The sequence below is a fragment of the Curtobacterium sp. MWU13-2055 genome, assembly GCF_023242305.1.
GTDB lineage: Bacteria > Actinomycetota > Actinomycetes > Actinomycetales > Microbacteriaceae > Curtobacterium.
Genome location: NZ_JALLIO010000002.1, coordinates 233,924 through 247,445 on the forward strand (window position 1 = coordinate 233,924; position 13,522 = coordinate 247,445).

At 71.2% G+C, this 13,522-nt stretch carries 10 protein-coding genes; 3 read left to right on the plus strand and 7 right to left on the minus strand.

The window, feature by feature from the left end; translation table 11 throughout:
- Window positions 1-177: 177 nt before the first annotated feature.
- The 7 genes from M4960_RS05820 to M4960_RS05850 all read right to left on the minus strand — a co-directional run bounded on the left by M4960_RS05820 (window position 178) and on the right by M4960_RS05850 (window position 8,991).
- Complete coding sequence (locus M4960_RS05820; RefSeq protein WP_248703713.1) at window positions 178-1,053, minus strand: cation-transporting ATPase; 876 nt, start codon at window positions 1,051-1,053, stop codon at window positions 178-180.
- 505 nt (window positions 1,054-1,558) lie between these two features.
- Window positions 1,559-2,023 (minus strand): DUF2510 domain-containing protein, encoded by a 465-nt coding sequence (locus tag M4960_RS05825; RefSeq protein ID WP_123938488.1) that lies wholly within the window; start codon window positions 2,021-2,023, stop codon window positions 1,559-1,561.
- An 88-nt stretch (window positions 2,024-2,111) separates the two neighbouring features.
- On the minus strand, window positions 2,112-3,377 hold the full coding sequence (locus M4960_RS05830; RefSeq protein WP_308221994.1) for a D-arabinono-1,4-lactone oxidase: 1,266 nt from the start codon (window positions 3,375-3,377) through the stop codon (window positions 2,112-2,114).
- A gap of 26 nt (window positions 3,378-3,403) precedes the next feature.
- The gene (gene araA / locus M4960_RS05835) at window positions 3,404-4,933 is read right to left on the minus strand and encodes an L-arabinose isomerase (protein WP_194672114.1); all 1,530 of its coding nucleotides are present in this window, start codon (window positions 4,931-4,933) and stop codon (window positions 3,404-3,406) included.
- Entirely contained in the window at window positions 4,930-5,673 is a 744-nt protein-coding gene (locus M4960_RS05840; protein ID WP_248703715.1) for an L-ribulose-5-phosphate 4-epimerase, read from the minus strand. Before M4960_RS05840 ends, araA begins: the two co-directional genes overlap by 4 nt.
- Window positions 5,670-7,361: a xylulokinase gene (locus tag M4960_RS05845; RefSeq protein WP_173169226.1), complete on the minus strand. Its 1,692-nt coding sequence runs from the start codon at window positions 7,359-7,361 to the stop codon at window positions 5,670-5,672. The genes M4960_RS05840 and M4960_RS05845 overlap by 4 nt, the downstream gene beginning before the upstream one ends.
- Window positions 7,362-7,977: 616 nt before the next feature.
- On the minus strand, window positions 7,978-8,991 hold the full coding sequence (locus M4960_RS05850) for a LacI family DNA-binding transcriptional regulator (RefSeq protein WP_194672112.1): 1,014 nt from the start codon (window positions 8,989-8,991) through the stop codon (window positions 7,978-7,980).
- Between the two features lie 172 nt (window positions 8,992-9,163).
- Between M4960_RS05850 and M4960_RS05855 the strand changes: the two genes are divergently transcribed.
- From M4960_RS05855 to M4960_RS05865, 3 genes are all read left to right on the plus strand, one after another.
- A complete protein-coding gene (locus M4960_RS05855) occupies window positions 9,164-11,161 on the plus strand; it encodes a glycoside hydrolase family 127 protein (RefSeq protein ID WP_248703716.1) in 1,998 nt (665 codons plus the stop codon).
- 4 nt (window positions 11,162-11,165) lie between these two features.
- Window positions 11,166-12,473, plus strand: coding sequence for a sugar ABC transporter substrate-binding protein (locus tag M4960_RS05860; RefSeq protein WP_248703717.1), 1,308 nt, complete (start codon window positions 11,166-11,168; stop codon window positions 12,471-12,473).
- 70 nt (window positions 12,474-12,543) lie between these two features.
- The gene (locus M4960_RS05865) at window positions 12,544-13,521 is read left to right on the plus strand and encodes a carbohydrate ABC transporter permease (RefSeq protein ID WP_248703718.1); all 978 of its coding nucleotides are present in this window, start codon (window positions 12,544-12,546) and stop codon (window positions 13,519-13,521) included.
- The last annotated feature ends 1 nt before the right edge of the window (window position 13,522 follow it).

Genomic DNA, 13,522 nt, shown 5'->3' on the forward strand with positions numbered 1-13,522 from the left:
CTGCAGCCGCTGTGGTTGCACGGACCGGGTCGCCGGGCGGCGTCCATCCTGACACCGCGGCGGTCGTCCGTCCGAATCACACGTGCGACAGACGTCGCACGACGAAACAATCCAAGTGCCGCGCGACGTCCGTCTATTCCCGATGGATCTGCACCGAGTCCACCCGAGGGACGTGGGTCAGCGGTCGAACAGGCCCCCGAGGAAGTCGTTGCCCAGGTTCGAGGCCTGCTCACCGAGGCCGCCGAGGAGCTGCTCACCCTCGCCCGCGATCCCCTCGAAGCCACCGCCGAGGTCGCCGATGCCGGAGGCGATGCCGTCGAAGTCGACGCCGAGGTTCGCGGCCTCGGCCAGCACGGGCCCGGCGGCGGCGCTCAGCACCGCTCCCCCGGCGACCGCGACACCGATGCCGCCGAGCGCCATCGCGCCGGCGCCGACCGCGGCACCGCCGGCGAAGGCGCCACCACGCCCGCGGCCGTTGCCGTTGCCGTTGCTCGAGCCGCCGAGGACGCGGCGGATCAGGCCCGGACGGCGGACCTCGCCGCGGGTCATCGCGCGGGCCATGCCGCCCGCCGAGTCGTCGCGCAGGTGCTCGTGCGGCGGGAGCTCGGAGTTCAGGCGGTTGCGCACCTGCTGCCGCTGCGCCGGGGTGAGGCGGGCGAAGGCGTCGTGGTGGACCTGCTCGAGCTGGTCCGGCGACGAGGTGCGGAGCAGGTAGTCGTACTTCGCGAGTGCGACCTTGTCCGAGTCGGCCGGGCCGTGCTGCTGCGGCTGCCCGTACTGCTGCTGGCCGTACTGCTGCTGGGGCGCCTGGCCGTACTGCTGCTGGCCGTACTGCTGCTGCTGCGGCTGGCCGTACTGCTGCTGCGGCCGCTGCTGCTGGCTCCGGTCGTCGCCCGTCAGCCGGTCCGCTGCACCGCGGACGACGTCACGCCAGTCGGTCCCGCCAGCGCGCTGCGCTCCGTTGCCGGGCGCACCGTCCCCCTGCCCACGCTTCTGGAGCTGCTTGTCGATGACCTTCGAGGCCATGCCGAGGATGCGGTTGAAGTTCGCCATCCCCCGACCTTTGTGGATGCACATGTGCGCTCCCAGCGACGAACCGGCGGGTCGCCCGCACATCCGGCGGGAAACCGCTGTGAGCAACGACCGGAATGTCACCGGACAGTTCGTCGTAGGCTTGACCCGGTCGCGCCACCGCCGGAGCGCGATCCGGGCGAAAGCACGAAGCCCGGGACTGCGACAACAGTTCCGGGCTTCGATTTGCCTTCCGAGTGGAAAGCCAAGGGATGAACCAACCATCCCGAGTCCAACGCTCGGAACCGATGGTAGCCGAGCACGCTCGGCGACGCATCCCTTGGTCGAAGCTCCTCGTGTCAGCCGGCGACGACACCAGGAGGTCACCGATGTCGAACGACACCGATGATCGGTCCAGGCGTCGGGTGCCCTGGCTGGGGATCGCGAGCTTGCTCGTGACCGTGGTCAGGCTCCTGATCGACCTGTCCCGCAGGGACTGAGGACCCGGGTGTCCCGCATCGCGCTCAACGGTGCGGGACACCTGTCGTCACGCGAGCAGCTGTGCCGCTCGCACGACGAAGGCAGCCGACGCCGCCAACCCGAGGATGACCGCTGCGAGTGATACTCCGAACCCGGTGATCCGTTGCCCGGTGAGCTGCCCGGCGCGTGCCAGACCGATCGCGCCGAAGACGATCCCCAGGATCCCGGGGATCGCGAACACGTTGACGATGAACCCGAGCAGCGCGAGGACCAGCCCGGCGTACCCGAACGGATTCGCTGCACGGGTCGCCCGGTCCTTGGCGATCCGGGCCTTCCGCCCTCGGAGCGGTTGCTCGGTGACGGCCGCGCGGTACTCCGACGGCGCGGGCGGACGCGGTGCCGGCTCCCACTGTGGCGCGGGGACAGCTACAGCAGGTTGGGGTGCGAGCGCTCCCCAACGTGCTCCGTCCCACCACCGTGTGCGGTTCGAGTCTTGCGGGTCCGGGTACCACCCGGCGATCGGCAGCGTCACTGTGCTCCCCTCCGTTGCCTCCGAGGAGGCTACGGAACCGGTGTCGTCACGCGCACGCCCCAGTCGTGGTGCCACGCGGCACGCCCCGTCAGGACAGGACGCGCGCCAGGTACGCGTTGCGGAACCGGCCCGTGGGGTCGACGTCGCGGGCGACCGCGGCGAAGTCCGACAGCCGCGGGTACGCCTCGTGCAGACGCTCGACGCTCACGCCGGACACCTTGCCCCAATGCGGCCGCGGGTCGAAGGGCGCGAGCGCTTCCTCGATCCGCGTCACCGCGGCCGCCACGGCAGCGGCGTCCCGGCGGAAGGTGAAGTGGATGCCGACCGACTGCCGACCGGACGACGGCGCGAGCCAGGCGGTGTCGGGCGCGATCGTACGGATCTCGGCGGCGATGAGGATCGGCGCGAACACCGACTCGAGTGGGCGGAGGGCCTCGAGCGCGGACACTGCCGACGCTGCCGGGATCAAGTACTCGGCCTGGATCTCGGCACCGGTCGACGGCGTGAACGAGGACCGGAAGTGCGGCAGCCGCTCCGCCCACGGCCCGGGGACGCCGCCCTGCTCGGTGACGCCGGCGGGGTCGTTCTCCCCCGGGTGCACGGGGCCGGTGGCGGGCCGCGCTCCGAGGGCGACGAGGTCGACGGTGGGCGAGGGCTCGTCCACGCGGTGCTTCACCCAGACCTGCCGGGCACCGCGGTCGTCGAACGAGGTGAACATCGACACCGAGTAGGCGTCGGACATGACCTGGTCGAAGTGCTCGGACACCGCGTCCCACGGCAGGTCGAGGTGCACCGTCGTGGCGACCTCGAACGTCGGCTCGATCGCGAGCTCCACCGTGGTGACGACCCCGAGCGCGCCGATAGCCACCCGGTGGGCGTCGAGGGCCCCGTCCGGCGAGGACGCATCGACGTGCTCGATCGCGCCGGAAGCGCGGACGACGTCGAGCCCGACCACCGCCTGCGCGAGCGACGGGTTGCGGACGCCGGAGCCGTGCGTGCCCGTGGCGACGGCCCCGGCCGTGGAGATGTGCGGCAGGGACGCGAGGTTCCCGAGTGCCCAGCCACGGGCCTCCAGACCGGCCGCGACCTGACTGTGCGTCATGCCGGCGGCCACGCGGACCACACGACGCGACGTGTCGATGTCGAGCACCGGCGGCAGGTCCTGCAACGACACCTGCACGGCGTCGGTGTCGGCGATCGTGTTGAAGGAGTGCCGTGAGCCGAGCGCCGTCAGGCGCGGGGTCGACGCGACCAGTTCCTGCAACGCGGCCACCGACGTCGGACGCGCCAGACCGGACGCCCGGTAGGTGACGTTGCCCGCCCAGTTCGTCCGCGTGCGCTGCTCTGCGATCACGTCGCTCATCGTACGGTCCGCGTCCCTCAGAAGCCGCGGTCGAGACGGTGCCACGTCTGCTGGAGACGCAGCTCGTCGCGGAAGCCGCGGGCGGTGGTGTGCTCGTCGATGACCAGGAACTCGGTGCCGACCATGGTCGCCAGGTCCTCGACCACCTGCAGACCGACGGCCGTCGTCATCACGGTGTGGTGGGCGGCGCCGGCGGTGAGCCAGGCCTCGGCGGCGACGGGGAACGACGGGCGCGGCTCCCAGACGGCACGGCCGACGGGGAGCTTCGGCAGGGCTTCGGTCGGCGGCACGACGTCGACGACGTTCGCGGTCAGGCGGAAGCCGTCGCGGGTGTCGGAGAGCGCGACCACCACGGCCTCGCCGGAGTCGGCGGTGAAGACCAGGCGGACCGGGTCGTCCTTGCCGCCGATGCCGAGCGGGTGGATCTCCAGCGTCGGCTTCGTGGTGGTGAGCGTGGGCGAGACCTCGAGCATGTGGGCACCGAGGATCTTCTCGGCACCCGGGGTGAGGTCGTAGGTGTAGTCCTCCATCAGGCTCGCACCACCGGGCAGTCCGGCGCCGGCGACGTTCATCGCACGGACCAGGACGGCCGTCTTCCAGTCGCCCTCGGCGCCGAAGCCGTAACCGTCGGCCATCAGGCGCTGGACCGCGAGGCCGGGCAGCTGCTTGAGCGTGCCGAGGTCCTCGAAGTTGGTGGTGAAGGCGGCGGACCCGTTCTGCGCGAGCAGGGTGCGGAGGCCGATCTCGATGGCGGCGCCGTCGCGGAGCGCCGCGTGTCGTTCGCCGCCGGCGCTGCGGAGTGACGGGTCCACGTCGTAGTCGCGCTCGTACGTCGCCACGAGCGCGTCGATCTCGTGGTCCGACGCAGCGGACACCGCTGCCGCCAGCTCGTTCACCGCCCAGGTGTTCACCTGCACGCCGAGCTCGATCTCGGCCTCGGTCTTGTCGCCCTCGGTGACGGCGACGTAGCGCATGTTGTCGCCGAAGCGGGTGAGCTTCAGCTCACGGACGGCTGCGGCGCCGGCTGCGGCACGGGTCCAGTTCGACACCCGCTGCTGGACGCGGGGATCCGAGACGTGGCCGACGGCGGTGGCGTGCCGGACACCGAGGCGTGCGAGCGCGTAGCCGAACTCACGGTCGCCGTGCGCGGCCTGGTTGAGGTTCATGAAGTCGAAGTCGATGTCCGCCCACGGCAGGGTGACGTTCGCCTGCGTGTGCAGGTGCAGCAGCGGCTTCGTCAGCGCCTGCAGGCCGCCGATCCACATCTTTGCGGGGCTGAAGGTGTGCATCCAGGTGGTGACGCCGATGACCTTGTCGTCGGCGCTGGCCTCGATCAGGGCGCGCCGGATGCCGTCGGCGTCCTTCAGGACCGGCTTCCAGACGAGCTTGACCGGCAGGGCGCCGGCCAGCTCGGCGTGCACGGCCTTGCTCTGCTCCTCGACCTGGCGCAGCGTCTCCTCGCCGTACAGCCCCTGGGAGCCGGTGAGGAACCAGACCTCGTAGCCGTCGAGCGTGGCCTGGGGGTCGACGGTGGTCTCCTGCGTCATTGCATGGCTCCTTCGGGGTTCTGTCCGTAGACGTTCTGGTAGCGATCGAAGAGTCGATCGATGTCTGCTTGCGCGATCGGGACCACGTCCCCGCCCTGCTTCGCGATGTGCACGGTGCGGGCGACGTCCTCGCACATCACGGCGGCCTTGACGGCGTCCTTCGCGTCCTTGCCGATCGTGAAGACGCCGTGGTTCTGCATGAGGACCGCGCGGGATCGGTGGCCGGTCAGCGTCTCGACGATGCCGTGGCCGATGGAGTCGTCACCGATGATCGCGAACGGCCCGACCGGGATCGGCCCGCCGAACTCGTCCGCCATCGCGGTGATCACGCACGGGATGGGTTCCGCTCGTGCGGCCCACGCCGTCGCGTACGACGAGTGGGTGTGCACGACACCGCCGACCTCGGGCATGTTCCGGTAGACGTGGGCGTGCGCGGCGGTGTCGGAGGACGGGCCGTGCGCGTTGCCCCAACCGTCGGCCGGCTCGCCGTCGAGGGTGCAGACGACCTGGTTCTCCGGGGTCAGGTCGTCGCTCGAGACGCCGCTCGGCTTGATCACGAACAGGTCGGTGCCGGGCACGCGCTCGGAGACGTTGCCGCCGGTCCAGATCACCAGGCCGTAGCGGACGAGTTCGCCGTGCAGGCGGGCGACGCGTTCCCGGGTGGTCGCGACTGCCTGGCGCGTGGTCGGGTCGGTCGCGTCGGCGTGCTGGGTCGCGTCCTGCTGGGTCGCGTCGGTCATCGGGTCGCTTCCTGCTCTGCCGGGAGGCGCGGGTCGGCGCCGTCGGTCTGCTCGGTCGGGCGCGTGGTCGCGCTGGGGCGGGTCGCCGCCGCCGCCACGTCCTGCACGGGCAGTGCGGCCCGGTAGCGGCCCAGGTAGGTCTGGAAGCCGTCGACGTCGGCCGGCTCGGGCTCGGCCACGTGCACGGCGTCCCCGCCGAACACGGTGTCCGACAGGAAGTCGGCGAGCTGCTGGTCGGTGTGCTCGAGGTAGGCGGCGAGGACGGCGATGCCCCACGCCCCGCCCTCGCCCGCGGTCTCCTCGAGGGCGATCGGCACCCGCAGTGCCGCGGCGAGCAGACGCTGCGGGGCACCGGGCGTGCGGAAGAGCCCGCCGTGCGCGGTCATCCGGTCGACCTGCACCCGCTCGCCGTGCAGCACGTCCATGCCGATCGCCAGGGTGGCGAACGCGCCGTGCACCTCGGAGCGGACCAGGTTGCCCAGGGTGAAGCGGGCGTCGGGGGTGCGGAGCAGCAGGGGCCGGCCGTCCTCGACGTGGGTGACGGGTTCGCCGGCCAGGTAGTTGAACGAGAGCAGGCCGCCGGCGTCGGGGTCGGTGCTGTCCGCGATCGATTCGGTGAGCAGTGTCGCGTAGACGGTGTCGACGTCGAGGGGCTGCCCGGCCGCTTCGGCGAACCGTCCGAAGACCTTCGCCCAGCTCGCGATCTCGCTGGCGCCGTTGTTGCAGTGCACCATCGCCACGGCGTCGCCCGCCGGGGTGGTCACGACGTCGAGTTCCTCGTGCGGGGTGCTGAGCGGGTGCTCGAGGACCACCATCGCGAAGATGCTCGTGCCGACGCTGACGTTGCCGGTGCGGGGTGCGACGGCGTTCGTCGCGACCATGCCGGTGCCGGCGTCGCCCTCGGGCGGGCAGAGCGGCGCGCCGGGTTCGAGCGTGCCGGTGGGGTCGAGCCACGCGGCACCTTCGGGGGTCAGCTCACCGGCTTCGGCACCGGCGACGAGGACCTCGGGCAGCAGGGACCGCAGGTCCGGCACACCGATCAGGTCCTGCGCGGTGGCGAGCATCGCATGGTCGAAGTCCTTCGCGCCCGGGTCTCCGGGGCCGCTGTCGACGGGTCCGCCCTCGATCGGGAACACACCAGAGGCATCCCCGACGCCGAGCACGTTGCGTCCGGTGAGTCGTCGGTGCACGTAGCCCGCGAGCGTCGTGATGCCCGCGACCTCGGCCACGTGCGGCTCCTCGTCGAGGACCGCCTGGTACAGGTGTGCGATCGACCAGCGGAGTGGCACGTTGAAGGCCAGTGCCTCGCTGAGCTGTTCGGCTGCGGGCCCGGTCGAGGTGTTCCGCCAGGTCCGGAACGGCACGAGCAGGTCGCCCGCGGCGTCGAACGCCAAGTAGCCGTGCATCATCGCGCTCACGCCGACCGCGCGGAAGGTGGTCGGACGCACGCCGAACTGCGCTTCGACGTCGGCGACGAGCGCGGCGTACGCGGCCCGGAGGCCGGTCTCGACGGCGTCGAGCGAGTAGGTCCAGCGGCCGTCGACGAACTCGTTCTCCCACTCGTGGGAGCCGGCGGCGATGGGCACGAGGTCCTCGTCCACCAGGCATGCCTTGATGCGGGTGGAGCCGAGCTCGATCCCGAGTGTCGTGCGGCCGTTCGCGACCTGCTGGGTGGGGTCGTCGCCCATGCGTTCCTCCAGAACTCCGTCGTCCTCCGTGAGCGCTCACATCCTGGCACGTGAGCGCTCACTCTCGCAACGTCCGGGCGCGCCGCCCGCTCGGCTGCCCCACCAGTCGAGACACCCCGCTCAGTTCTCCCGGCCGGTCACGAACTGTCGTCCGGAGCAACTACAGCCGACCGTTCCTGACCGGTCGACGTCCTACGCACGACAGGTCGTGACCGCGCGACGAACGAGGGCGACGACGACGTGCGACCCATCGGCGCCCCACACCCGCGCGCGTCCCGACCACCCACCGCCCCACACTCGCGCGTGTCCTGACCACCCGCTGCCCTGTACCCACGCGTGTCCTGACCACCCACTGCCCTGCACCCGCGCATGCCGGCTCGCCGGACCGTGTCACCCCGAACGGCCGCGCCCGGTGCGGTCACGACACCCCGTTGCCTCGCCGCGGCGCGGTCACGAACTGTCAGCTGGAGGCACCCCGGGCGCCGGTTCATGACCACTCGGGCATGGAGGACGGGGTGTCGTGACCGCTCAGTGCAGACCGCAACGCGAACCGGAACCGGACCCGGCACCGGAACCGGAACCGGCACCGGCACCGGCGCGCCGGACCACGACCGCCCTACGCGCCGGCGGTGCTCTCGCGGATGACGAGGGCCGGGGTGACCGTCGCCGAGGCCGCCGCACCGCCGTCGATCAGACCGAGCAACGCCTGCCCGGCCACGCGCCCGAGCTCCTCGAGCCGCAGGTCCACCGTCGTCAGCGGCGGCCTCGAGGCGAGCGCCATCACGTCCCAGTCGTCGTACCCGGTGACGGCGACGTCCTCGGGGACCGATCGCCCGAGCTCCCGCAGCCGATCGCACACGCCGCGGGCGATCTGGTCACTGCCGCACACGATCGCGTCGACGTCGGGCGACTGCCGCGCGAGCACGTCGACGGCCTGGCGCCCCCACCGCTCCGACCACTCGCCGAACAGCGGCGGCGTGACCAGTCGTGACCCGAGCACGGAGGCCGCTCCCGCCACCCGACGTTCGGCGGAACGGTGCCGCGCGGGTCCGGTGACCACGGCGACCCGCTGCCGCCCGAGCGTCAGCACGTGCGAGGCGACGAGCGCGGACCCGGCGGAGTCGTCGAGGGTGATCGACACGTCGTCGGCCGAGGTCGACGGGGTGAACGCGTACACGACCGGGATCGCCACGTCGATCGGCGGTCGCGGGTCGGCGGACCGTCCGGTCACGATGATGCCGTCGACGCCGCGGGCTGCGAGGGAGCGGAGGTAGTGGGCCTCGCGGACGTGATCGTCGCGGGTGTCGCAGAGCAGGACCGCCATCTGCCCGGCGGACAGGGCGTCCTCGGCACCGAGGAGCACCGGGATCGAGAACCGACCGAAGGAGTCGGTGGTGATCATGCCGACCGTGTAGGTCCGACCGGAGGACAGCGCGCGGGCCCGGGCGTCGCCGACGAACCCGAGCTTCTCGGCGGCATCCTTGACCCGTGCCCGGGTGGAGTCGCGGAGCTGTCCGGTGCCGTTGAGCGCCTTCGACGCCGTGCCGATCGACACCCCGGCAAGGGCGGCGACGTCGGTGATCCGGACGGGTTGCGTGCTGCGGTCGGCACCGGTGCGCTCGAGGGTCACGGCAAGTTCCTTTCCGGATCGCGGGACGTGACGATGAGCATACGCAGAAAACCCAGCACTCCTCTTGCGCCGCGAAGACCAGTGTCGTAACGTCCACCACAGAAACCGTTTTCCGAATTGCTGCACGAACGGCGGCACCGGGACGGTCCCAGTCACATCGCAAGGAGGCGACATGACCACCACGCTCGCGACCGACAGCCGTGCGCACACCGCGACCCCGGTCCTCCCGACCGCCGACGCGCACCTCACGCTCCGGCCCCTGCCGACGGGCGACGCCCGGATCACCGGCGGCTTCTGGGCACTCCGGCAGGAGCGCAACGGCCGTGACGCGGTCCGCGGCGGGTACGCCCTGCTCGAGACCGCCGGCAACTTCCGGAACCTGCGCATCGCCGCCGGGCTCGAGGAGGGCGAGGCCACCGGCCCGATCTTCATGGACTCGGACGTGACGAAGTGGCTCGAGGCGGTGGCGTGGGAGTACGGCCGCGCCCCGTCCGAGGACCTGCTCGAACTGCAGCGCGAGGTCACCGCCCTGTACGCCCAGGCGCAGGCCGACGACGGCTACCTCGACTCCGTGCAGCAGATCCGTGGGAAGGGCGAGCGGTACACGGACCTCAAGTGGAGCCACGAGATGTACTGCGCCGGCCACCTGTACCAGGCGGCCGTGGCGCAGCACCGCGCGACGGGCGACACCGGCCTGCTCGAGGTCGCGATCAAGAACGCCGACCACCTGGTCCGCACGTTCGGTGACGGCACCGCCCCGGACGGCACGCCGAAGACCCGCGACGTCGACGGCCACCCCGTCGTCGAGATGGGCCTCGTCGAGCTGTACCGCGAGACCGGCAACCGTGAGTACCTCGACCTGGCGCACTGGTTCGTCGACGCCCGCGGCACGGGCATCATCGAGCGCGCCGGCGGTGAGCCGACGTACTTCTCCGACCGGGTGCCGAGCCGACAGGCAACGACGGTCGAGGGCCACGCCGTCCGCGCCGTGTACCTGGCAGCCGGCGCCGTCGACGTCGCGATCGAGACCGGCGACACCGAGCTGCTGGCCGCGAGCGAGACGCAGTTCTCGGACATGATGGCGACGAAGGCGTTCATCACCGGCGGTCTCGGGGCGCGCTGGGACTGGGAGGCGTTCGGCGACCCCTACGAGCTGCCGACCGACCGTGGCTACGCCGAGACCTGCGCGGCCATCGGCGGTGTGCAGTGGGCGTGGCGCCTGCTGCTCGCCACGGGCAAGCCGGTCTACGCCGACGCGATCGAGCGCCTGCTGTACAACGCGTTCCTGGCCGGCGTGAGCCTGGCGGGCACCGAGTACTTCTACGTGAACCCCCTGCAGCAGCGGGATCACGCGCACCAGGACGAGAACCGCTCCCCCGCTCACGGACGCCGCGGCTGGTTCGACTGCGCCTGCTGCCCGCCCAACATCATGCGCACGTTCGCGAGCCTGGACGGCTACCTGGCGACCGCGACCGACGGCGGCCTGCAGATCCACCAGTACGCAACGGCGGACCTCGGGCCGGTGTCGGTCGAGACCGGCTACCCGCACGACGGCCGCGTGGTCGTCACGGTCACCGAGGACGGCCCGCTCGCCCTCGGCCTGCGGATCCCGGTCTGGTCGGACACGACGACGGTGCAGGGACCAGACGGCGCAGCGCACCCGGAGCCGGGCACGCTGCACGTCGTCGACCGGCACTGGAGCGCCGGGGACACCGTCGAGCTCGTCTTCGACACGACGCCGCACCGGTACGTGGCCGACACCCGCATCGACGCCGCCCGCGGTCAGGTCGCCATCGAGCGTGGCCCCCTCGTGTACGCCGTGGAGCAGGCGGACCAGCAGGGCTTCACAGTCGACGACCTGACGGTCGACGCGGTCGCCCCGATCACCGAGGAACGTCGCGACGACCTGCTCGACGGCATCGTCACGCTGCGCGTGCCCGGACACGCCCCGGCCGGACACGAGCAGGCATCGTGGCCGTACCAGCGGCTGGACGCGAGCCGGTCTGGAGGAGCGGATCACGCCGTGGACGCGACCAGCATCGACGACGCGGCCGGCTCGCAGGGCGCCACCACGGGCCTCCCGTCGGTCACCGCGACCGCGGTTCCCTACTACGCCTGGGCGAACCGGGGCGCGGCGCCGATGCGCGTGTGGCTCCCGCTGGCGCGGTGACGTGATGGACCGCAGAGCGTTCCTGGTCGGCGGTGTCGCCGGCGGCGCAGCACTCGCCCTGGCGGGGTGCTCCGGCACCCTGCCGAAGGTCGACGCGGAGGTGGCGAGCTTCGGGAAGGACGCGACCGGCACCGTGCACGTCTGGTGCCGGTCCGCGACCCAGGCAGGGCTGACGTCGGCCGTGGCCGGGTTCAACAAGGCGAACCCGAAGCTGCAGGTCGAGCTGACCCCGGTGCCGGACGGTCAGTACGTGACGAAGCTCGCGACGGCCATCCGCGGTGGTGAACCGCCGGACGTCGTGGACATCGACGACATCAACTCGCAGCTGTTCATCTTCCGCGAGGCGTTCGCCGACCTGACCGACGTGGTGAAGGGCCTCGACTACTTCGACGCGATCTCACCGGGCCACCTGCGACTGCTCGAGTACCGCGACCGGTACTACGGGCTGCCCTACCTGGCGGACAACTCGCAGCTGTTCGTCAACACCGAACTGTTCGACCGGGCCGGGCTCGACGTCGAGGAGTCGACGAAGGACCTCTCCACGCTGCTCGACGCGGCGAAGGCCATCCGGAAGCTCGACGATGACGTCTACGGGTGGTCGATCTCCGGCAACGCCGCCGGCATCATCGGCTTCGTCACCCAGCCGCACGTCTGGGCAACGGGTGTCGACATGATGTCCGGCGAGGTCGGCAAGCAGACGGCGAACATCACCGGCAACGAAGCACTGGAGCGGATGCTCGAGTTCTACCGGCAGCTCTGGAAGGACGGCGCGCTGTCGAAGGCGACGTACTCGGACGCCGGCACCACCTGGGGCGCGGACTTCCGGGCCGGCAAGGTGGGGATCTTCCCGACCTCGTACGGCGCCACCGTGCCCGCGGCCACCAAGGCGATGCGGGCGAAGATGCAGACGGTGCTCATCCCGTCGTGGGACGGCCGGCGGTCGTTCTTCGACGGCGGCGACAACATGTGCATCCCGAACGGGGCGGCGAACCCGTCCGGCGGCTGGGCGTTCATGCAGTACGCGAACGGCCTGCAGCAACAGCAGGCCCTGCCCGACGGCGGGTACTTCCCCACCCGCTCCGACGCCGCGACGCCCGAGTACCGGAAGCGGTTCCCACTGGCGTTCGGGCCGCTCGACGCCATCGACAAGGGCTACGCGCCGCAGACGCTGGCGTACAACCTGCTCAACAACCAGCCGTCGTCACCGTACTTCGCGATGTTCCGCGAGGCCGTGTTCGGCTCGGGCACCGCTGCCGCGATGAAGACGGCGCAGGCGGACTACACCCGCATCCTCGACCAGGTCCAGGCCTGACCGTCGCTCGCTCGCCTGTTCGTTCGTTCGTTCGTTCGTTCGCTCGCTCGTTGCACAGAGAGGTGCAGACATGACCACCATCTCCAACCGACGGACCGGCGCCGGCCGCCCCACCGTCGGCCGCGGCGCCGGTCGCCCGGGCCGCTCGGGCCGCCCGGGCCGCCCGGGTCCGTCCCGCGGGTCGCTCACACACCCGCCGCGCGCCGGCGCCGTGCTCGTCACCCCGGCGATCGTCTTCGTCGCGGTGTTCGTCCTCGCCCCGCTCGTGTTCGCGCTCTACATCTCGTTCACGAACTGGCCCCTGATCGGTCCGTACCGGTTCATCGGGCTGCAGAACTACCTGACGCTGTTCCAGGACCCGACGTTCGTGCACGCCATCGGGTACACGCTGCTGTACACCGCGATCGTGACGGTGCCGATCCTGGTGCTCGGCTACTTCCTGGCGGTGCTCATCCGGGCACGGCGACGGGGCAGCACCCTGCTGCGGACGGTGTTCTTCCTGCCGTACGTCGTCGGCCTGACCACGCTGTCGTTCATGCTCGTGCTCGAGGCGCAGCCGAACTCCGGAGCCGTCAACATGGTGCTCCGCTGGCTCGGCGTCACCGACGGCAGCACCGCTTGGCTCGTCAACGGCCCCCTCGCCACGCTGCTCATCTGCGTGCTCGTGGTCTGGGCGGTGTCCGGCCTGACGATGGTGCTCCTGATGTCGGCCATGCAGGGCATCCCCGACGAGGTGTACGAGTCGGCACAACTCGAGGGTGCGTCCTGGTGGCAGACCGAACGGCTCATCACCCTGCCGATGATCCGGTCGACCATCGCCCTCAGCGCCATCATCTCGGTGATCGGCTCGCTGCTCGCGTTCAACCAGTTCTACATCCTGACCCAGGGCGGGCCGGGGACCGAGACCACGACGATCGTCAACGCGATCTACAACCGTGGCTTCGTCAACCTGCAGCTCGGCGCCGCGACCGCCGAGTCGATCGCCCTGGTCGTCGTCATCGCCGCCGTCACGGTGTTCCAGTTCTGGGCACTGCGAGAGAAGGACTGAG